We start from the raw sequence: 21,034 nt of genomic DNA, 5'->3' as shown, positions 1-21,034 counted from the left end.
TGAAGTCAGAGACTTCTGGTGCAGCGATCTCCCAAACAGCAGACCCGCTTAGTCCTTGAAGATCTTTTTCCAGTCGGCCTTCATGTCGACGACGGTCCAGCCTGTGATCGCGGCCGCATCGAGCGCCTTGTCGAGGTGGCCGAATTCGCTCTTGCGGTCATAGGCATATTCACGTTCCTCATCGGTGTGGTGAATGAGGACCCCGAGACGCGCGGGCGCGCCTGCCATTGTCGTCCACTGCAGCATTTCGAAATCGCCGTCGGAATTGCCGAAGGCTGCGATGGGACGACGACCGATCGCCTGGTTGATCCCAACCGGCTTACCGGCCTTGTCGTCGATGAAGTTGACTTCCGGCAGACGGTACAAGGTCGGCGTGTCGTCCTGCATCTTGAACTGCGTCTTGATCGAGGAGCCGATGACCTGCTCCGGGGGGACGCCGTAGACCTTCTCCGTCCATGGCCGCATGAACTCAACCCCGCCGCCCGACACGATGAACGTCTTGAAGCCGTTGGCGCGCAAGTAGGAAAGCAACTCGACCATCGGCTGGTATACGAGTTCCGTGTAGGGTCGTTTGAACTTCGGGTCGCGGGCCGTCGAAAGCCAGTCGGTCACCACCTCCTCAAAATCAGATGTGGTCATTCCCGCGTGGGTCACCATGATGAGTTCCAGCAGACCCTTTTCCCCTGATGCGGCGAGTGTCTCCATGTCGCCGTCGAGCACGGCCTTAAATGGCTGGACGTTCTGCCATTCCGGATGCTGCGGAGCGAGGATCTTCACGCGGTCAAGGGCAAAAGCAAGCTGGGTGTACATGGGGTGCTCGACCCATAGGGTCCCGTCATTGTCGAAGACGGCGATCCGTTCCGGTTCCGGGACGAACTCGGGCGATCCCTGCTTTGTCACTCTCTCCACGAACGACACAATTGCCGTTTTTGGCCCGGTATCATTCCAGGACGGTAGGGGATCGCTTTGTGCGTACGCGGATATTGCGAAGGCAAACGTCCCAAAGATGACGGCGGCAGCCACGTGGAGTGGCCCGTTGACGAGCTGGCGGAACATTGTTTTTACCCCCAGGGCAAGAGTGGCGCGGACTGCGCGTTCCTTCTCTTCCTGCATGCATCGACTCTAACGAATGCGTTCCCTCCGCGATATTGCCCTTTGGGGAATCTGAGCAACCATGAGTGGCTTTGGCGGCGCATGACACCTCACCGATAAGATGTTATCCTCCTCCGGCTTTGGGGGTGGACCGATGGCCTTGGGTAATGGGGAAGGTCGACTACTGCGCGCTGGCGTGTTGCTGGCATCGCTCTTTCTGGCCGCCTCGGTCGCTGCCTCGCAAACTACGCCCCCGTCTCTCGATCGGTCGCCGCGGGTTCTCATACTTTACCCATATGACGAAAGGATCGCTGCGACCACGGCTGCCGGGGAAGCACTGCGAGGCCGGCTCCTTGAAGCAACCAGTGGGAAGATCGATCTGTTCTCCGAGTTCCTGGACCTGTCGCGGTTTCCGGAGGCTGAACATGTGCAGCGACTGGGGCGGTACATGGCAGAGAAGTATGCCATCCGTCGCCCGGACGTCGTTGTCGCGCTCGGCAAGGAGTCGGCCAGTTTCATTTCGACAAACCGGACAAGCATCGCTCCCGACGCGAAGATAGTGGCGGCCGGTTTTGGCAACTCGACCTCTGAAATCATCGACCTTCCCGACGACGTGATCGGCGCGTTCACGACATTCGACATTCTGAAGACCGCGGAAATGGCGCGAGGTCTGCAACCCGGCGCCCGTCACCTCTACATCATCGGCGGATCGTCCGAGTTCGACCGGGGTTGGCTGGCAACGGCGCGCGCCGACCTCGCCGAATTCTCCAGGTCATACGAAACGACTTACCTCGAAAACCTGACGATCGAGCAATTCATCGAACGGGCAGCCGAAGTCCCTGCCGACAGCATCATACTGGCGTTGACGGTCTTCAAGGATCAGGCCGGGCGGAATTTCACACCGCGCGAAGCGATAGGAAAAATTGCGGCAACGGCCAGTGCTCCGGTTTATGGCCCCTACCAGACCTACATCAACTACGGGGTCGTCGGCGGCAATACCGTCACATTTGAAACCTTGGGTCAGAGCGTCGGGGACCTGGTCCTCGATGCCATTGCCGGTAGGCCGCTCAAGGATATTCAAGCGCCCCAGACCTACATCGTCGACGCGCGACAACTGAAGCGTTGGGGCTTGGCGGAAAAGAACCTGCCCGCGGGCGCCATCCAGATGTACAGGGAAAAGGGCCTTTGGGAAGGCCACTGGTTGGCAGTGACAGGAGCGTTTGGTGTCGTTTTGGTGCAGGCCAGCATCATCGCAGCCCTCCTTCTCGAGCGACGCCGTCGAAAGGAGGCAGAAAGCCGGTCGCGACTTCACCTGCTCGAAGCTGTCCACCTGAACCAGTCTGCGACGGCGGGGGCGTTGTCGTCTTCCGTTGCCCACGAGCTCAATCAGCCACTGTCGGCCATCAGAAACAACGCGGAGGCTGCCTCTGTACTGCTTCAAAATGACAGCCCCGACCTTCAGCTCATCCACCAGATCCTTCTCGACATCCAGGCAGATGATCAACGTGCGGGCGACATCATTGGCCGGATGAGAGGATTGCTCAAGAAACGAAGCGAGATCGACTGGCAGGAGTTCGACCTGAACGATGTCACCTCGAACGCAATCAGTATCATTCACGGAGAGGCGGAACGCAGGGGGATCACGCTCAAGACAAAGCGGCCGACGACAGAGCTACCGGTGCGCGCAGACAGGGTTCATGTGCAGCAGGTTGTCCTCAACCTGGCGACCAATGCGATGGATGCCATGACCGAGGCAGGGTCCCACAGCAGGATTCTGACGCTGGCGACAGGAGTTGTGAAAGAGAAAGCCGAGCTCTGCGTGGCCGACACGGGCAACGGAATTCCGCAGGAACGCCTGTCCAGCATCTTCGAGCCGTTCTACACGACAAAGCAGGCAGGAACGGGTCTTGGCCTTTCCATCGCGCGCGCGATTGTTGAGACTTACGGCGGAACGATCTCTGCGACCAACCGACCTGAAGGTGGCGCAATCTTTCGTGTGGCGCTCCCGCTTGCCCGAGGCGGGGAGCGACACTCATGAAGCCGGTCGTCCATATCGTCGATGACGATGAATCTTTCCGCACGGCAACGGCACGGCTGCTTTCCGCCCATGGCGTCAGGGTGGAGGTCTATGAGTCCGGTGATGCGTTTCTTGCCCGCCTTCCAGGCTGCGAGCCGGGCTGCGTTCTTCTTGACCTGCAGATGCCCGGTCGGTCCGGCTTGCAGGTACAGCACCAACTATCCGAGCTCGCGCCGCTGCTTCCGATTGTGTTTCTTACGGGACAAGGGGACATAAAGGCCGGCGTCGACGCGATGAAAGCGGGCGCCCAAGACTTCCTGGAGAAGCCGAGTTCAGGAGCGGTCCTGATGGAAACCATCCAGCGCGCGTTGGCCCAGTATGAGACGCGCAGGACCGAGTATGATCGCCAGCAGCAAATGAGGACTTTGGTCAATGGCTTAAGTGCCCGCGAAGCCGAAGTGTTTGGGCTTGTTGTCCGTGGCAACCTCAACAAGCAGATTGCCTACGCCCTTGGTATATCGGAGCGCACGGTAAAGGTTCACCGTCATCAGGTGATGGAGAAGCTCGGAGCAAGGTCACTCGCAGAGGCCGTTTCGATTGCTGCGGACATCGGCCTCGACCGCGGACAGGTACGACGTGACGCAAAGTGACGGGCCGCCTTCCCCTTAGGGCAATATCGAGTTTTCGACGACGCGCCTACAATGGGTGGCAACTGCGTATCTCGAGAAATGTCCAATGGGGGCATGATAGTGGGAAAGCTGCGCGGCACTGTCGCGGTTGTCGATGATGATGCGAGCCTGCGTCGAAGCGTCGGACGCCTGCTCTACGCTTACGGATTTCCGGCCGTTGAGTACCAATCTGCAGAAGCCTTCCTCGGTCGCGATCCAGACATCCTGATCGACTGTCTCGTATTGGACATCGACCTCGGCGGCATGTCCGGGATCGAATTGCAGCACAAGTTGAAAGAGGCAGGATCGAAACTGCCGGTGATTTTCATCACCGCCCTCGAAGACCCCCGCCTGAAAATCCAGGCAGAACGAGCCGGGTGTGTCGCCTATCTGCGAAAGCCTTTCGCAGGGGTCGGACTCATCGACGCGGTGAAGAAGGCGATCGGATCGTGAGTTCTTGGACGATGACCGACCGCCACGACGCTCAGGCAGACTGACCAGCCAGACGCGCTAACAGGGAGGTCTAATATGGAATGGCTTAGACACTGGCGGCCGATGGCCGAAGCACTAGCAATGGCGTCCTGCCTCAGCGTGCATCCGTTTTCTGCCGGAACCGCATCCGCTCAGCAAGCAAAACCGAACATCGTGTTCATTCTCGGCGACAATATCGGCTACGGAGACATCGGCGTTTACGGAGGCGGGAATTTGCGTGGATCGCCAACGCCGCGCATTGACCAGCTTGCCTCCGAAGGGCTGCGACTGACGCAGTTTCTGGTCGAGCCCTCCTGTACGCCGTCTCGCGCAGCCTTGATGACAGGACGCTATTCCATTCGTTCCGGACTGTCGTTGGTTGCTGTTTCGGGCACGTCTTTTTCCTTACCGGCAAACGAAGTCACGATGGCGGAAATGCTGCATGACGCAGGCTACGCGACCGCAATCTTCGGCAAGTGGCATCTCGGTGCGCAAGCCTACAGTCAACCGCAAAACCAGGGTTTCGACGAATTCTACGGTATTCCGCCCGGCGATACCTGGGACGCATTTGGAATGATCCGGCAGGCAAGGCAGACGAACGCGCTCGATATCCCTCTCGACAAGGGGCCGCAAATCGTCGAAGCGAGCCGCGGCCAGCCACTTAAATCCGTGAAGCCATACACCGAGGACGTGCGCCGCGAAATCGATTGGGAGCTGGCGGATCACGGCATCGACTTCATGAAGCGGCAAAAATCGGCGGGCAAGCCGTTCTTCCTTTACCTGCCGATATCGCGCACGCACTTCCCGAACCTGCCTTCGAAACGGTTCGAGGGCGCGTCGCGGATTGGTCAGTTCGGGGACTCCCTGATGGAGGGCGACGCGATTGTTGGAACGATGCTTGACGCAATCAAGGACCTTGGGGTTGAGCAGGATACGATCGTGGTCTTTGCATCAGACAACGGACCGGACGGCCCTGGCGCAGACCGGTTCGGCGGCGACATGCCGGATATTGGCAGTTCCGGACCCTATCGTGGTGCGCTTGGCGAAATCAGCGAAGGTGCGATACGCACGGCCGCGGCGATACGCTGGCCGCGCCGGATCAAACCGGGATCTTCGTACGCGATGTTTTCGATCATGGATTTCTTCCCGACCTTCGCTCACATCGCCGGCGCCAAAGTGCCGGATGACCGGCCGATCGACGGTGTGGATCAAACCAGCCTCTTGCTGGGAGAGGACGACGACGGTGCCCGTGATCATCTGTTGACCTTCGTCGGGTCGGAATTGGTCGCAGCCCGCTGGAAACAGTTCCGTGCGTATTTCGTCAACGTGGCGCCGGGCCGTAGCGGTGCAGGGGGCGCAACGTTGATGGGAGGCGTTGGCGCGAGTGCTGCACCCATGAACGGGTATCCGCAAGTATTCAACATCGAGGCCGATCCACAGGAGGAGCACAATATCGGCGAGATGTACAACTGGGTTCTGGGGCCGCTGCTGCAGGCGGTGGGAGAATATAAGGCGAGCCTTGCGCGATCACCAAACCCGCCGGCGGCGAACATGACAAGGTTTTAGCTGCCGCAGCCTTGCGCGAACTGAACAACTCGTTCCATGGTCGCCAGTTCCCGAGTGAAGTCCTCGGAAAACAAATCCTCTTCAGGCGCAGCTGGTTGCGCCTGAAGCAGAGCATCTGGTTTCGTCGATCCTCCTAGCCGATCGACATCAGGCTGGCATTGCCGCCGGCCGCGGCGGTATTGATCGAGGTGGATACCTCTTCCAGAAGCCAGTTGAGGCAATAAGCATCCGGATCGCGCTCGAGCTGCTCTGTCAAAGCGGATTGTGTCAGCAGCAATGGGCCCGGCATCGCGGCGATCTTTGCCAGCATAGCGGAGACACGATCAGCATCGCCTTCAACAAGTGCGCCAGCCATCGGCTCGGTCTGGGCACTTGCCTCCTTCCAGGAAATCCGCTGCGCGACGCTGACGGGAACATCTTTCAGCGTTGTGCGGAGGCTCCCATCGCATTCGATTACCGCGCTGTTGCCGGTAGCAAGCACAGCCGAGACCTGGCGAATGAGGCCGGTCGGGGAGACCGGAGCGCACAGGATCGGTCCGCGGGGATGAAGCGCATAAAGGTTGCGCTCACCTACGGGGCCGGCAAGTTCGGTTTCAAGTCCGAGGGCCGACTGGCTACCGAGATGGCGCGCCATTTCAGCATCCTCGGAAAGGCCCTGCTGGTCCAGCCACTTCGCAAAGTCCGAAAGAGCCGGGTCGCTGTAGACGGAACTGTGCTGCGGTGGGATCGGTGGCGTCGTCACCAACCGCCCGAGATAGAGCGGCCCGCCCGCTTTGGGGCCGGTGCCCGACAAGCCGCGGCCACCGAAGGGCTGGACGCCGACAACTGCGCCGATGACGTTGCGATTCACATAGAGGTTGCCCGCCTTCACCTGCGAGGTAACGTTCGCAATCGTTTCGTCGAGGCGTGTATGGAGCCCGAAGGTCAGGCCATATCCGGTTGCATTGATCTCGTCGATCAGGTGACCGAGGTCCTGGCGGCGCCAGCGAACGACATGGAGGACAGGCCCGAACACTTCGCGCTTGAGTTCAGAGATCCTGTTGATCTCAATGATCGTCGGCGCAACGAAGGTGCCATTCCTGGTCGCATCGGGCAATTCGACGCGCTCCACCGCACTGCCGGAACGGCCCATGGCATCTACATGCTTCTCGATAATGTCCTTGGCTTCGGCGGTGATTACCGGGCCGATGTCGGAGGCCAGCCGGTTGGTGTTGGCGATCGAAAGCTCGCGCAACGCCCCCTTGAGCATGGCCAGCGTGCGATCAGCGACGTCTTCCTGCAGGCACAGGATACGAAGTGCCGAGCAGCGCTGCCCGGCGCTGTCGAACGCCGAGGCGATCACGTCGCCAACGACCTGTTCGGCGAGCGCCGAGGAATCGACGATCATGGCATTCTGACCGCCAGTTTCGGCAATCAGCGGAATCGGCTTGCCATCCTTTGACAGACGCTTGGCAAGTTCCGCCTGGATCAGACGGGCGACCTCGGTCGAGCCGGTAAACATCACAGCGGCGGCTTCAGGCGCTGCGACAAGGGCGGCCCCTACCCTTCCGTCGCCGGGAACCAGTTGGACGACATCGTCGGGGATACCAGCCTCATGCAGGATGCGAACTGCTTCGGCGGCGATCAGCGGCGTTTCTTCCGCGGGCTTGGCAAGAACCGGGTTGCCGGCAACAAGAGCAGCCGCCACCTGCCCGGTAAAGATTGCCAGTGGGAAGTTCCAGGGGCTGATGCACACGACCGGTCCGAGTGGCGCATGCGAAGGGCCAAGGGTTCGGCGGGTCTGCTCGGCGTAGTAGCGCAGGAAGTCGATTGCCTCGCGCACTTCGGCAATCGCATTGAGCAACGATTTGCCGGCTTCGCGGATGATGAGGCCGAGCAAGGTCTCCATCCTCGCCTGCATGATGTCGGCAGCCCGATCAAGAAGTGCTGCCCTTTGACCCGGCGTTACCGATCCCCAGGACGAAGCAGCTTTCAGGGCGATCGCGGCTGCCGAGGCGACCTCTTTTGCGGTTGCTTCGCGCACTGTTCCGACAACGTCGCGGTTGTCGGCCGGGTTGAGAACGTCGCGGGCAGTTCCCGCTTCGGTCGGGTTGGTTGGCGCGGCCGACCACGAGAGGGTGGCGCTCGCCTTCAGTGCTTCTGTAAGCGCCTGTAGCGATGTTTCATTGGAGACATCAAGGCCGGCAGAGTTGCGGCGCTGGCCGTAGAGGTCGGAGGGAAGCGCAATCTTGTCGTGCTTCTGGCCTGGCACCTGCATTCTCGCGACCATCTCAACCGGATCGGCGACAAGCTCGTCGATGGAGACATTGGGGTCGGCAATCCGGTTGACGAAGGAGGAGTTGGCGCCGTTTTCGAGAAGGCGGCGCACAAGATAGGCAAGCAGCGTTTCATGGGTGCCGACAGGCGCATAGATGCGGCACGGACGGTTGAGATTCTGCCGGCCCACAACCTCGTCGTACAATGGCTCGCCCATACCGTGCAGGCACTGGAACTCGTACTTGCCGACGTAGTAGTCGGAACCGGCCATGTGGTAGATGGTGGCGAGCGTCTGTGCATTGTGGGTGGCAAACTGCGGGAAGACGGCATCGGTCGCGGCAAGCAGCTTCTTGGCGCAGGCAATATAGGAGACGTCCGTGTAGATCTTGCGGGTAAAGACAGGGAAGTCTTCAAGGCCATCAAGCTGCGCGCGCTTGATTTCGGCATCCCAATAGGCGCCCTTGACAAGTCGAACCATGATGCGGCGACCGGCGCGGCGGGCAAGATCGATGATGAAGTCGAGGACAAAGGGGCAACGCTTGCCATAGGCCTGGACAACGAAGCCCATGCCGTTCCAGCCGGCAAGGTCCTCGTCCAGGCACAGCGTTTCGAGGATATCGAGCGACAGTTCCAGCCGGTCGGCTTCCTCCGCGTCGATGTTGAGGCCGATATCATAGGACTTGGCGATCAGCGCAAGTGCCTTCACCTTCGGCAGCAATTCGCCCATGACGCGCGCGCTCTGGGCTCTCGAATAGCGGGGATGGAGGGCCGAAAGCTTGATCGAAATGCCGGGACCTTCGTAGATGCCGCGGCGGTCGGATGCCTTGCCGATCGCGTGGATCGCCGCTTCATAATCCTTGTAGTAGCGTTCGGCGTCGGCGCCTGTGGTCGCAGCCTCGCCCAGCATGTCGTAGGAATAGCGGAAGCCGCGTTGTTCAAGCGGCCTTGCCCGCTGCAGCGCCTCGTCGATCGTTTCGCCGGTAACGAACTGCTCGCCCATCATGCGCATCGCCATGTCGACGCCACGCCGGATGACAGGCTCGCCGCAGCGTGCAATCAGGCGGGTGAGCGCTGCCGAGAGGTTGCGATCGTTGACTGTCGAGGTGAGCTTGCCGGTCACCACCAAACCCCAGGTCGCGGCGTTGACGAAGAGCGAGCGACCACCGCCCAGATGCGACTTCCAATCTCCTTCAGCAATCTTGTCGCGGATCAGGGCATCGCGCGTTGCTGTATCGGGGATGCGCAGCAGGGCCTCGGCCAGGCACATGAGTGCCACGCCTTCCTGGCTCGAAAGAGAATATTCGTGCACGAGCCCTTCGACGCCGGTGCCCTTGTGCTTGGCGCGAAGCGCCGCAATGAGCCTGCGAGCGGTCGAAGCTGCGTCTTGCCTGACCTTTTCCGGAAGCGTCGCAGCCTCGGCGAGGCGCGGAACACAGACGGTCTCCGGCGTGCGGTAAGCTGCCGTAATGGCACGACGCAGCTCGCTTTGCGGTCGGACCGCCGGCGCGAAACCCTCGAAAGGATTTGCAGCCTCACGCGGCTGCACGCCATTGCTTTCCTTGCCCACCGTATCGTTGGTGATCGTCATGTCTTTGCTCCAGATCAGGTATGGCTGATACATAGCAGATCTATGAAGTTGATTTCACTTGAAATAGGCCTGAATGAAATGTATTTGCCTAATTTATACGGAAATCAGAGGCAATATCGTGACTACCATCGCAAACGGCAGAGAAATCGACCAGTTCGACCACAGGATTATCGAGGCCCTTGTCGCCGACGGTCGCATGTCGATTACCGATCTTGCGAAGAAGGTCGGCCTGTCCAACACTCCTTGCCAGGTCAGACTAAAGCGATTGATCGAGGATGGCTATATTCTTGGCTTCCGCGCAATCGTCGACGTGAAGAAACTTGGCAAGAATCATGTCGCGTTCACAGAGGTAAAGCTCTCCGACACGCGTGAGCACGCGCTGAAGGCCTTCAACATCGCCGCGCGCAAGCTGCAGGAAGTCGAGGAGTGCCATATGATCGCCGGCGCTTTCGACTACCTCTTGAAGATCCGCACATCAGACATTGCCAATTACCGTCTCGTGCTCGGCGAGAAGATATCGAGCCTCCCCTTCGTCGCCAGTACATCGACCTTCGTGGCCATGGAGGCGGTCAAGGAAAACGGCGCCTGAAGGACGGCCCGGCCTAGCTCAGCCTAAATTATCCACCGCCCGCCCTGTTTGCCGCGGGGGAAATTTCCATGGCCATATATTACCTATTTACAACTAACATGTCAGTCTGTTACGTCTAACACATTGCCTTGGAGGATGGATATTGACTGAGAAATTTGGCCTTTCCGTTGCGCTAGCCACGCCGTTCGAAATCAGCGGAGAGATCGCCGTCGATACGATGATTAGGCAGGCAAAACAAAGCCTTGCGTCTGGATGTTCGAGTGTCACGCTTTTTGGCACCACCGGCGAGGGATCGTCGATCGGGACCCAGGAGCGTGAACATATCCTCGGAGCATTCCTGGATGCCGGTATCGAGCCGCGGAAGATCGTCATGGGGGTGCTTGTTGACGCCGCCGAAGATGCCGCAGCCCAGGCTGGGTACGCCCTTTCGCGTGGCGTGCGCAACATCCTGCTTGCCCCGCCCTCCTACTTCAAGAATGTGAGCGATGACGGCCTCTTCAAATGGTTCTCGGCGGTCTTTGTGATCCTCGGCGACAAGGCGCGCGACATCATCGTCTACAATATTCCCTCCGTTACGATGGTGCCCCTGACCGTGTCTCTGATCGGGCGCTTGCGGACGGCCTTTCCAACGGTTGTCACGGGCGTGAAGGATTCGTCCGGCGACTGGCCGTTCACCGAAGCCCTTTTGAAGGCGCACGGTGACCTCATCATCCTGATCGGCGACGAGCGCCACCTCGCAAAGGGTGTCCGCCTCGGCGGACAAGGCGCGATCTCGGGGATGGCGAACTTCCTGCCCGCGGAGGTCAAGCTGATGGCGGAAGAAGGCAGGGACGATGCCCGCGTCGAGGATTTTGTCGCCGAACTTCTGAAGTATCCGGTTACCCCGGCAGTCAAGGTCATGGTGGCCAGGCAAACCTGCGACGATGTGTGGCTTGCGGTTCGCCCACCACTCATTTCGATATCTGGCGAGGGGCAGGAGCAGCTTGCTCTTGCCTTCGATTCACTTTTCCGCTCCAAGGCTGCATAGGCGCCATGTACGAGGGGGAGGCAATGGACGGACTGGACGAGCAGCCGACGCTGCGGGAAAAGGCGTATGAAAGCTTCACGCGCCACCTGCTGGCGCGCGACGTGCGTCCCGGCCAATTTGTCTCCCAGCGCCGCCTCGTCGAGTTGACCGGCCTGACGCTTGCTGCAATACGCGAGCTAATCCCGCGGCTCGAGGCCGAAGGACTGATCAAGACGGTCCCGCAGCGCGGCCTGCAGATCGCCCATATCGACCTCAATCTCATCCGCGAGGCTTTTCAGCTCCGGCTCTTCCTGGAGAAGGAGGCGGTGGCGCTCTTCACGCGCTCCGCCTCCGATGAAACGATTGCCGGCCTCATCAAGCAGCATCGCGATATCGCCGAAGCCATCGCCAGTGGCGACGCCTCCCATGAGCTTGAACTACGTGCACAAGCCGTCGACTGGGGCATGCATGACGCCTTCATCGACGCGCTTGGCAATACGATCATTTCCAACGCCTACCGGGTCAATTCGATCAAGATGCGCCTGATCAGCCAGGAACGCTTCCGTATCGACGGGCGTGTCGGTCCTGTCATGGGAGAGCATCTGAAGGTCCTGGAGGCGATCGAAAGCCGCTCGGCCGAGGATGCGGTGAACAACCTCGCCGCTCACATCAACCACGCCAGGGATCGTGCCCTGCGGATCTAACTGCATCATAGCCGGCGATGAGGAGATCGGCGGCAACAAGAGGAGGACTTACATGCCATCATCATTCTTGAATCCCACCCGGCGCGGCTTTCTCGCCGGAACCGCGGCACTCGGCGCCAGCAGCCTCATGGGCGTGCGCTCTGCATCGGCGGCCGTCGACTGGAAGCGTTTCGCCGGCACGACGCTGGAAGTCAATCTGGTCAAGAGCCCTCGCAGCGAGACACTCATCAAGTATCTCCCGGAGTTTGAAGAGCTGACGGGCATCAAGGTCAATGCAGAAGCGACGCCAGAGCAGCAGCAGCGTCAGAAAACCACGATCGAACTGAGCTCAGGCAAGCCGAGTTTCGACGTGGTGCATATGAGCTATCACGTCCAGAAGCGACAGTTCGAAAAGGGCGGCTGGCTTGCCGATATCAGCGGCTTCCTCAAGGATCCATCGCTGACTGATCCGTCGCTGGTCGAGAGCGACTTTGCCGGCGCCGGCATGACCTTCGCCAAGGACCCTGAAGGCGTCCTGCGCTCCCTGCCCTTCTCGGTGGACTACTGGATCGTGTACTGGAACAAGGCGCTCTTCGAAAAGAAGGGGCTTTCCTATCCGACCACATTCGAGGAAATGGCAAGCGCTGCCGAAGCGTTGACGGATCCCTCGACCAACACCTATGGCTTCGTCGCTCGTGGCCTGAAGAACGCCAATACGCCGGTCTGGACGACGTTGTTGCTCGGCTACGGATCGAGCCCGCTTGGGGCGGACGGCAAGCTGCGCACCAATTCCGAAGAGGCTGTTGAAGCGGCCAAGCTCTACCAGCGCCTGATGACCAAAGCCGCTCCTCCCGGCGTCTCCGGCTTCAACTGGGCAGAAGCCCAGTCGGCCTTCCTGCAGGGCAAGATCGGCATGTGGCTCGATGGCGTCGGCTTTGCGCCGCCGATCGAGAACCCGGAAAAGTCGCGTGTCGTCGGCCAGGTCGGTTACGGCATCATGCCGAAAGGTCCGAAGGCCCAGGCGGCGGCAACAACCGGAGACGGGCTCGGTGTCGTGGCTGCAAGCCAGAAGAAGGAAGCCGCATATCTCTTCTGCCAGTGGGCGATTTCCCATGACATGGGTGCGCGCCTGCTGCAGGCTGGCGCCGGTGTTCCCTTCCGTCAGTCGGTCCTTGAGGATCAGAAGGTACGCGAAGGCGTGAAGATGCCGGCCGCATGGCTCGATGCTGTCGCGGGCTCCGCAAAGGTGTCTCAACTTGCCTTGCCGATCATCATTCCCGTCACGGAGTTCCGCGACATCTATGGCGTCGGGCTCACCAACATGATCGGTGGCGCTGATCCGGCTGCCGAGCTGAAGACGGCCACGGCTCAGTTCGAGCCGGTGCTGGCACGAAGCGAGGGATAATGTCTTCGGTGAGCATGGAAGCCGCAACCGCGGCCAAGGCCAAGCAAAAGCAGAGGAGCAAACCGGGCCGGTTTGCTCCCAACTACTGGCCTTTCGTCATTCCCGCGCTGATCGTCGTGGCGGCTGTCATCGTTTTTCCCTGGGTCTTTACCCTGTGGATGAGCGTCAACAGCTGGACGCTTGGCCAGGCACAGGTCTTTGCCGGGTTGGATAACTACCTGCGCCTGGCGGTTGACCCGCGCTTTTGGGACTCGTTGTGGCATACCGTGCTCTACACGACGCTGTCGGTCGTCGCTCCGCTTTTTCTCGGGACCCTGGCCGCCCTCATCTTCGATACCCAGTTTCCACTGCGTGGTATTCTGCGCGGAGTGTTCGTGATGCCGATGATGGCGACGCCGGTCGCCATCGCGCTCGTCTGGACGATGATGTTCCATCCGCAGCTCGGTGTCCTGAACTACCTGCTTTCCTATGTCGGGATCGGTCCGCAGGAATGGATCTACAACCAGACGAGCGTCATTCCCTCGCTGGTGCTTGTGGAAACCTGGCAATGGACACCGCTCGTCATGCTGATCGTGCTCGGGGGCCTGGCCGCCGTGCCACGCGAACCCTACGAGAGCGCGGAAATCGATGGCGCCAATGTCTGGCAGAAGTTTCGGTACCTGACACTGCCGATGATCGCGCCGTTCCTGATGATCGCCGTGATCATTCGCAGCATCGATGCAGTCAAGAGCTTCGACATCATCTACGCGATGACACAGGGCGGACCGGGCACCGCATCGGAGACGATCAACATCTATCTCTATAACACCGCCTTTTCCTACTATGACATCGGATATGGCTCGGCGATGGCGGTCGTCTTCTTTGTTCTGATCGTGGTGCTTTCCTTCATCCTGCTGATGATAAAGCAGCGCGCCAACTGGTCCGACGGGGAGACACGCTGATGAAGCGCAAGGCACTCGATCGCATCGGACTTCTGTTCGTGGCGCTGGTGATGGTATCGCCGGTGGTGCTGTTCTTCCTCTGGATGATCTCACTGTCCTTGAAGTACGAGATCGACAACGGCGCCTTCCCCCCGATCTTCATCCCCGAACGCTTCGCCTGGTCGAATTACGCCAAGGTGTTCGAGGAGAACAACTTCTTCCTTTATCTCTGGAATTCGGTCCTGGTGACTGGTACGGCGACACTTCTGGCGCTTGTTATCGGCGTGCCGGCTGGTTACGGCATTGCCCGCCTGAAGGCTGAGAAATCCGCCGTCGTCATCATGATTGCGCGCATGACGCCCGGCCTTTCCTTCCTCATTCCGCTGTTCCTGCTGTTCCAGTGGCTGAACCTGCTCGGCACGCTCTGGCCACAGATCATCATTCACCTTGTCGTAACCGTCCCGATCGTCGTCTGGATCATGATCGGCTATTTCGAAACGACGCCGATGGAGCTGGAAGAAGCCGCAAGCATCGACGGGGCAACGCCCTGGCAGGTTTTCCGCCTGGTGGCCTTGCCGATCGCAAGGCCCGGGATCGTCGTCGCCTTCATCCTGTCGGTGATTTTCTCCTGGAACAACTTCGTGTTCGGCATCGTCCTTGCAAGTCGTGAGACGCGTACGCTGCCTGTCGCGGTCTACAACATGCTGTCGTTCGAGCAGGTCAGCTGGGGTCCGCTTGCTGCCGCGGCCTTGATCGTCACCCTGCCGGTATTGATCCTGACCGTCTTTGCACAAAGGCAGATCGTTGCCGGCCTGACGGCGGGTGCGGTGAAGTGACATCGACGATCCCGAGCAAGCAGCAGTCGAAGCCGGCGCGGCGTATTCTGTGCGTCGGAGCCGCTGTTCTTGATACGCTCTTCAGGGTCGATGTCATTCCCGCCGGCCAAGGTAAAGTGCTGCCAACCGACATGTTGCAGATCGCAGAAGGAATGGCCTCGAGTGCCGCTTATGCTGTTGCAAGGCTTGGCGGGAGCGCCAGCATCTGGGGCGCTGTCGGAGATGACGAGACCGGCGAGCGCATCATCGGCGATCTGGCTGCAAGCGGCATCGATACCGCTGGCATGCGTTGCGTGGCAGGCGCCCGCTCAGCCGTATCGACGATCCTGATCGATGATGCCGGCGAACGCCTGATCATACCGTTTTATGATCCGCGGCTGCATCACGGCGTCCAACCCGTCTCCGCTGAAGATATCGCGGCATTTGATGCTGTTCTGGTCGATGTGCGTTGGCCAGAGCTCGCTCTCAAGACATTGCTTGCTGCCCGAGAAGCAGGCATTCCTGCCATCCTCGATGGCGACGTTGCGCCCGAAGGCGTGATCGAGATGCTGGGGCCGGCCGCAAGCCACATTATCTTTTCGCAACCGGCCGCCGAACGACTGACGGGAGCATCAGATCCGGTGTCGATCGTTCGCCAGTTGAAGGAGACGTTCGCTCATGCCTTCGTCAGCGTGACATTCGGCGAGAGAGGTTCTTACTGGTTCGATGATGATGACGCCCTTATCCGTCATCTCGAGGCACCACGCATTAGAGCCGTCGATACGCTGGCCGCGGGCGATATCTTCCACGGAACCTTTGCGCTGATGCTTTGCGAGGGCATGGCGGTGGAGGATGTGATGCGCTCGTCATCGATGGCGGCGGCCATAAAGTGCCGGACGTTTGGAGGGCGCATCGGGGCGCCTGATCGAGCAGAACTTGATGAGGCGTTGACGAGTTGGCCGGCCCGTGCCGTCGACGTCACCCGACCCGCTGACCAAGCCGTTTGAAGATCATGCCAGACGACTTCCCCAGGGTCTCGCGCTCAGGCGGTGCATTCACTGGGCGTCGGCGGCGCAGCCTCTGGTAACAACGGCAGGGGCCAGAAGTAAGTGAGCTTGGGGCACCGGTCGGGTCATCCTCCTGTTCCGGTGTCCCGACCAGTCGCCCGTTTCCCGTGCCGACGCAGTCCACCAATCGCAAGCGGAAGCTGGCGAGAACTCATTCCAGTTGCTCGGTGAATGACGACCGCGACAATGCGTTGATGCCGTCTCGCTGGTTTGTGGGTAAGTCCATCCGATCTGCCAAATTGGCACTCAAACCGTTCGCTTGCATATTGGGGCGCACCTGACGGACATCGGCGTCTGGCGGGATCAATATTTGGATGTCTTGCTTCGCCCACGCCTCAATGTCCCGAACCTGGTCCGCGAGGTTCCGTTGTAGGACGGTCGCCGCAACAAGACTAGCCGCATGGACTTGGACCCACTGACTGTCGTTCGCGGCCACCGCACCCAACCTGCGGCCCTCACCCTCTACCTTGCCTACCAAAGTAGACATCGGCACGGACACCTCGCTCCAACCGGTTCCCGAAATCACAAGCTTGGCCGAGTGCGCGGTTTGCCCCACAAGGTCTTCGGCCGCGTACAATACGTCGACCAAGACCTCGTTGGCGAAATCCACCGCCAGTGGCGTGATCGCGTTGGACGATCCCGCTGGCGTTCTTTCTATTGAGTGATGATATCGCGGATCGTTTCGCACGTGCGGGGGCAACTCGGCGATTTCCTCCGGCGTTAGTCTCTGTTCCGTGACGATCTGACAGGCCACCCTGTCGATGCGGAATTTTCCCTCGCCCGCCAATTCTGGCAGTGGCGACCGCCCCGTCGTGCATTGCGATCTGTGTCACGACGCCCGCAGCGTTCGCTAACCTGTGCGTTCCTATTGCCGGCCCCACTGGCTCAGTTTCTAGGCGGTGTCTTCGCAATTCCACCGTCTCACCCGGCACATGCGAGTTTCAAATCACGTCGATGTAGAAATCGGTGCCTTCCCACTGCTGCCTAGTTGTCCAGAAGATGGTGAAGACGACGATGCCAGGGCCGAGCATTTTGGTCGGCAAGTCGCAGACATGAGTACCGAAGCCCGTATCATGGGTATGGCTGTCCGTGACATGAGCCCAGGCGTCGGTCGACCAATGCACGATGGCAGTCTCACTCAGTTCAATGCGCAGGCTACGTCCTGTCGCCATCACGGTCCGCTTGTCGGTCAGGCGCCAGGCGAAAGGCGCAATCGGCGGCTGACCGGCGACATAGCGCGCAACAGTCTGGGGTGGCATGTCGAAAATGACTCCATCGCGGATCGAGCGCAGCAATTTGATGTGTTCCGCATGGGCCCAGACCAAGGGCATGGCGCTACCGGAAGGGCGACCAAGAAAAAGCTCGCGTTCGGGCACGTCCTCATTATCCCAAATCTGCTCGGGCAATAAACCGCCGTCGCTTGCCGAGGCTTCTAGTGCCGCCAGCAGGCGCCGCGCCTCGTCCGGTCGCCCGGCGGCGAGCTCATAATGCGCGCGTTCACCGGTCAGAAGCGGCCAGAGCCTGCCGACGCCGCTGCCGGCGAAGGGGGCGCCGTCGACGCGCTCGCCATAACCGTCATCATTGTACCGATACCAGTAGGATCCGGCCGGAAGATCGCGCCGCAACTCGGCATCGATCGCCGCCACGGTACCGAGGATACGCGGATCATCCGCGGATCGAAGACCGAACCGGACAAGCGCAAGCGCATCGGGGCTGAGAAGCAGATCCGCTTCGATGACGGCCGCGCCGTCGTCGCGGTTGCGGATCGGGATGAAGTCGCGACCGAGCGAGGAGCTGCCGCCCGTCGCCGTGGCGATCCGCACATAGTAGCCATCGATGCCCAACCGGCGCGACAGTTCCGTGTCGGAGGCGTAAGTCCATTCGTCGATCCGCTCGCTCCAGCCGTCGGCTACCTCGCGAAGGTATTGCGCCGCCGACAATCGCCCGGCCGCCTCCACCGCGTCGGCCGCCGCGAGCAACCCGGCGATCTCGACGGCGAGCGTAAAAGGGGAATAACCGGCATCCTCCTCCCAACGATCCTGCTGGGTGGCGGGACCGTTTCTGACAATATAGGCCGCAGCAGCCTCGATCATCGGCAGGTATCGGCCAGCCCCCGACGCGTCGATCTCGCCGGCGCGCAGCAGCATGTCGTAAAGCAGGATGGGAAACGCCGTCTCGTCCATCTGGATGCCATGCCAGTAGGGGCGGCCGTCGAGCCAAGCATTCTGCACCCAATGGCCATCGGCTTCCTGGATCGCGGAGAGATAGTTGAGCACCGCACGCGCGTCGGTTCCCGCACCCGCGGCAAGCAACCCGCCCGCCGTTTCCACCAGGTCACGCGTCCAGACGAGATGGTAGCCGCCGAGGTCGTCGTCGCTCTTGTTGAAACCCCAAGGGATGGAAAGGCTCGCTATGATGGCGCCCGAGGCATCGTCACAGTGGGTGGCGAGCACGCCTGTGCTGACGCGGTACCGGTTCAATCGGCCAGGTTCATGGGGCTCGTCGAGGGTGAGCAATCCCCCCTGCCAGTCCCGCCAGCCGTTGCGAAAATGCTTCAGCGCCGGCTCGATACCTTGTTCCAGGCTGAGTATGGCCCGAAAGGCAGCTTCCTCGGGTTGCGTGCCGAAGCCGATGGCGATCTGCACCCGCCCTCCAGTTGCCTCCATGTCGAGCGTCCCAGATAGCGCGACGTTGCCCGACGGCGCACAGTGGTATTCCTCCTTCAGCTCCTCCCCGCGCGACAAAGCCTGCCAGCCATCGGAGAAGCCGGCATAGCCCGCCGACCGCGCAAGCCAGGGGACAGATGCAGCAATCGCAAGCGCTCGTCCCGAGCCCTCGGCGAAGAGCATGGGCCGACCCTTGAAATCACCACACCAAGCTGTGTTATCGGCGCCGCCGTTGACGAGATGCGGCGCAATAAGTGCATGCAGCCGGTAGTCGGAAAGCTTGCCGGCCAAGACCTCAAAACGGAGGTCCTGCAACACCACTTCGCGCTCAGGGTCTGAAAGGATGGTCTTGGAGATCCGATAGCGGCCGTCGTGGGCGGTGTTGACGAGACGAAACGCCGGAACACCGTCCTCGACCGCATGGACTTGATGATCTGTGTCGCGCTTCTCCTCGGAGAAATAGCCGTCCGCCGTCACGATGAAGCCGAAATCGCGGACGCAGGCCATATCGAGCCGCGGCCCGTAGATCTCGTTAAGGATTCCGTGGCTTGCTGTGAACCAAACGCGGCTGGCCACGCTGACGGCGGTGCCAACCGCGCTCTTGTCGCTCGAAGTCCAACGGGGCTCGATACCGGGTGCGCCTGGTGGGACAAGAGCACCGGGGGGCAATGTCGGAAAGGCCAACTGCTGATCCTCCGTTCAAAATGCACTCTTCTTCAGTGAGCCATCATCGGGTTGAAATCAAGCGACGCCCCATTGCCTTCTGGAACTCGACAGCCAGTCCTGATCTTGACCCCGATAGCGCAATGCGGGAGCAATTATGGGCACGGCCCGTAGAGGAGCGCAGAACATGGCTGGGACAACTGAAACAATCGCAGCATCGCAAGAGCGCAAGCATGGCAAGCCCGAGGCGAGCACCGGACCTGCTGATCGCACTGTGCTTGCCATCGATATCGGCGGGTCACATGTGAAGGTTGAACTCAGCAGCGGCAGCGAACGGCGCGCGGTCGAATCCGGCCATCAGATGACAGCGGCCAAGATGGTGGCGGCACTGCGCAAGCTCACGGAAGACTGGCACTACGACCTTGTCGCGATGGGATATCCCGGACCGGTTATCGCCCACCGGGCCGCCGCCGATCCATTTAACCTCGGGCCGGGCTGGAAGAATTTTGATTTCGAAGCAGCGTTTGAACGGCCAGTGCGGATGGTAAACGACGCACTCATGCAGGCGATCGGCAGTTACCAGGCAGGCCGCATGCTCTTTCTCGGCCTCGGCACTGGCCTCGGTTCGGCCATTATCGCCGAGAACGTTTGCATGCCTCTGGAACTGGCGCACATGCCCTACCGAAAGGCGACATTCGAGGATTATGTCGGCGAACGCGGCCTGAAGCGTCGCGGCAAAAGCAAATGGCGAAAATCGGTATTCGACGTCGCCGACCGCTTGGGTGCTGCCCTGCTGCCGGACTACATCGTCATAGGCGGCGGCAATGTCGACCGGCTCAAGGAACTGCCACCGAAGTGCCGCCGCGGCAACAACGACAACGCCTTCCGCGGCGGTTTTCGGGTCTGGTTGGATGACAGCCTGCGCATCTAAACTCGACGCCTCTCACGAAAGTGGATGACCTATTTGGGACGACTGCAGGGCTTGGCCTCCCAACGTGATCCCAAGCCGAACGGCAACCCCCTTATGAAGGGGTAGGTCAAGGCCTCAACGCCGTCGTCTCGTAGAGCGACGCAACCCTCACCATAGGCTTCAAGAAGATTGCAAAGAACGGCCTGAGCTGGACGCGAGCAATTTCTGGAGCAGTTGGCGATGCCCGGAGCGCCTACTGGGTCAACTGCTGTGGTTTGAGATCACCTTGCAGGGTTTCGTCGACCGGGCGCTTCTTGGCCCGCATCGGCTGTTCAAGCACCGTGACCGGCGCGGCGACAGCCGTGGCTGCGACGTTACCGATGGTCGTCACTGTTCCGCCGACGACAGCGGTAAGTCCCTGGCCGAGCGTGACGTTGGAATCCGTCAGCGTCTGACCGGTGACGATCCGCTGGCCAATCAGCTGGACGATTTCAGGACTTTCGGCGAACTTGCCGTGGTTCAGGCCTTCGCCTTTGACCTTGGTGAGATCGATGGCGGTAATGCCGGCGGCTTCGAGTTTCGAGCGATAGGGCTCAACGGTCGGATCGATCGCGCCCAAACGCGAGACCTTTCCCGTGATGAAACTTGAAAC

Annotated in this window: 17 protein-coding genes; 12 read left to right on the top strand and 5 right to left on the bottom strand. The window is 60.5% G+C overall.

All coding sequences use genetic code 11. The annotated features are described in order from the left end of the window. Positions 1 to 48 precede the first annotated feature (48 nt). Positions 49 to 1,056 carry an HAD family hydrolase gene (locus RHIBUN_RS0129785; protein ID WP_025662418.1) on the bottom strand — a complete coding sequence of 336 codons (1,008 nt, stop codon included), beginning with the start codon at positions 1,054 to 1,056 and terminating at the stop codon, positions 49 to 51. 190 nt (positions 1,057 to 1,246) lie between these two features. Here RHIBUN_RS0129785 and RHIBUN_RS0129780 point away from each other — a divergent pair, with 190 nt between their 5' ends. The 4 genes from RHIBUN_RS0129780 (at position 1,247) to RHIBUN_RS0129765 (ending at position 5,814) form a co-directional block, all read left to right on the top strand. Further along, entirely contained in the window at positions 1,247 to 3,130 is a 1,884-nt protein-coding gene (locus tag RHIBUN_RS0129780) for a HAMP domain-containing sensor histidine kinase (protein WP_025662417.1), read from the top strand. Then, positions 3,127 to 3,759 (top strand): response regulator, encoded by a 633-nt coding sequence (locus RHIBUN_RS0129775; protein ID WP_025662416.1) that lies wholly within the window; start codon positions 3,127 to 3,129, stop codon positions 3,757 to 3,759. The genes RHIBUN_RS0129780 and RHIBUN_RS0129775 overlap by 4 nt, the downstream gene beginning before the upstream one ends. A 99-nt stretch (positions 3,760 to 3,858) precedes the next feature. Then, positions 3,859 to 4,230 carry a response regulator gene (locus RHIBUN_RS0129770; RefSeq protein ID WP_025662415.1) on the top strand — a complete coding sequence of 124 codons (372 nt, stop codon included), beginning with the start codon at positions 3,859 to 3,861 and terminating at the stop codon, positions 4,228 to 4,230. Between the two features lie 75 nt (positions 4,231 to 4,305). Then, positions 4,306 to 5,814: an arylsulfatase gene (locus tag RHIBUN_RS0129765; protein ID WP_245271765.1), complete on the top strand. Its 1,509-nt coding sequence runs from the start codon at positions 4,306 to 4,308 to the stop codon at positions 5,812 to 5,814. A 133-nt stretch (positions 5,815 to 5,947) separates the two neighbouring features. On the opposite strand, the gene putA is transcribed toward RHIBUN_RS0129765, so the two are convergent. Next, complete coding sequence (putA, locus tag RHIBUN_RS0129760) at positions 5,948 to 9,658, bottom strand: trifunctional transcriptional regulator/proline dehydrogenase/L-glutamate gamma-semialdehyde dehydrogenase (RefSeq protein WP_025662413.1); 3,711 nt, start codon at positions 9,656 to 9,658, stop codon at positions 5,948 to 5,950. Between the two features lie 145 nt (positions 9,659 to 9,803). Between putA and RHIBUN_RS0129755 the strand changes: the two genes are divergently transcribed. The 7 genes from RHIBUN_RS0129755 to RHIBUN_RS0129725 all read left to right on the top strand — a co-directional run bounded on the left by RHIBUN_RS0129755 (position 9,804) and on the right by RHIBUN_RS0129725 (position 16,083). Continuing rightward, positions 9,804 to 10,247: an Lrp/AsnC ligand binding domain-containing protein gene (locus tag RHIBUN_RS0129755; protein ID WP_272481257.1), complete on the top strand. Its 444-nt coding sequence runs from the start codon at positions 9,804 to 9,806 to the stop codon at positions 10,245 to 10,247. 142 nt (positions 10,248 to 10,389) lie between these two features. After that, positions 10,390 to 11,274, top strand: coding sequence for a dihydrodipicolinate synthase family protein (locus RHIBUN_RS0129750; RefSeq protein ID WP_025662411.1), 885 nt, complete (start codon positions 10,390 to 10,392; stop codon positions 11,272 to 11,274). Between the two features lie 5 nt (positions 11,275 to 11,279). After that, positions 11,280 to 11,957 carry a GntR family transcriptional regulator gene (locus RHIBUN_RS0129745; RefSeq protein WP_025662410.1) on the top strand — a complete coding sequence of 226 codons (678 nt, stop codon included), beginning with the start codon at positions 11,280 to 11,282 and terminating at the stop codon, positions 11,955 to 11,957. 52 nt (positions 11,958 to 12,009) lie between these two features. After that, entirely contained in the window at positions 12,010 to 13,341 is a 1,332-nt protein-coding gene (locus RHIBUN_RS0129740; protein ID WP_025662409.1) for a sugar ABC transporter substrate-binding protein, read from the top strand. After that, a complete protein-coding gene (locus RHIBUN_RS0129735; RefSeq protein ID WP_025662408.1) occupies positions 13,341 to 14,282 on the top strand; it encodes a sugar ABC transporter permease in 942 nt (313 codons plus the stop codon). Before RHIBUN_RS0129740 ends, RHIBUN_RS0129735 begins: the two co-directional genes overlap by 1 nt. After that, positions 14,282 to 15,097, top strand: a complete 816-nt coding sequence (locus tag RHIBUN_RS0129730; RefSeq protein WP_025662407.1) for a carbohydrate ABC transporter permease — start codon at positions 14,282 to 14,284, stop codon at positions 15,095 to 15,097. The genes RHIBUN_RS0129735 and RHIBUN_RS0129730 overlap by 1 nt, the downstream gene beginning before the upstream one ends. After that, positions 15,094 to 16,083: a sugar kinase gene (locus RHIBUN_RS0129725; RefSeq protein ID WP_025662406.1), complete on the top strand. Its 990-nt coding sequence runs from the start codon at positions 15,094 to 15,096 to the stop codon at positions 16,081 to 16,083. Before RHIBUN_RS0129730 ends, RHIBUN_RS0129725 begins: the two co-directional genes overlap by 4 nt. 211 nt (positions 16,084 to 16,294) lie before the next feature. On the opposite strand, the gene RHIBUN_RS0129720 is transcribed toward RHIBUN_RS0129725, so the two are convergent. Together RHIBUN_RS0129720 and RHIBUN_RS0129715 are read right to left on the bottom strand one after the other, a co-directional pair. Beyond that, positions 16,295 to 16,930 carry a hypothetical protein gene (locus tag RHIBUN_RS0129720; protein ID WP_025662405.1) on the bottom strand — a complete coding sequence of 212 codons (636 nt, stop codon included), beginning with the start codon at positions 16,928 to 16,930 and terminating at the stop codon, positions 16,295 to 16,297. Positions 16,931 to 17,084: 154 nt separating this feature from the next. Continuing rightward, positions 17,085 to 19,493: a glucan 1,4-alpha-glucosidase gene (locus tag RHIBUN_RS0129715; RefSeq protein WP_025662404.1), complete on the bottom strand. Its 2,409-nt coding sequence runs from the start codon at positions 19,491 to 19,493 to the stop codon at positions 17,085 to 17,087. Between the two features lie 166 nt (positions 19,494 to 19,659). Here RHIBUN_RS0129715 and RHIBUN_RS0129710 point away from each other — a divergent pair, with 166 nt between their 5' ends. Continuing rightward, positions 19,660 to 20,403, top strand: coding sequence for an ROK family protein (locus RHIBUN_RS0129710; protein ID WP_025662403.1), 744 nt, complete (start codon positions 19,660 to 19,662; stop codon positions 20,401 to 20,403). A gap of 232 nt (positions 20,404 to 20,635) precedes the next feature. Here the strand turns inward: RHIBUN_RS0129710 and RHIBUN_RS0129705 are convergent. Continuing rightward, positions 20,636 to 21,034, bottom strand: a 399-nt coding sequence (locus RHIBUN_RS0129705; protein ID WP_025662402.1) for an alpha/beta hydrolase, incomplete at its 5' end; no start/stop codon positions are given.

The sequence above is a fragment of the Rhizobium sp. IBUN genome (assembly GCF_000510625.1).
Taxonomy (GTDB): Bacteria; Pseudomonadota; Alphaproteobacteria; order Rhizobiales; family Rhizobiaceae; genus Rhizobium; species Rhizobium altiplani.
Note: the sequence above shows the minus strand (reverse complement) of the source record. Positions and strands in the feature narration are given on the sequence as shown.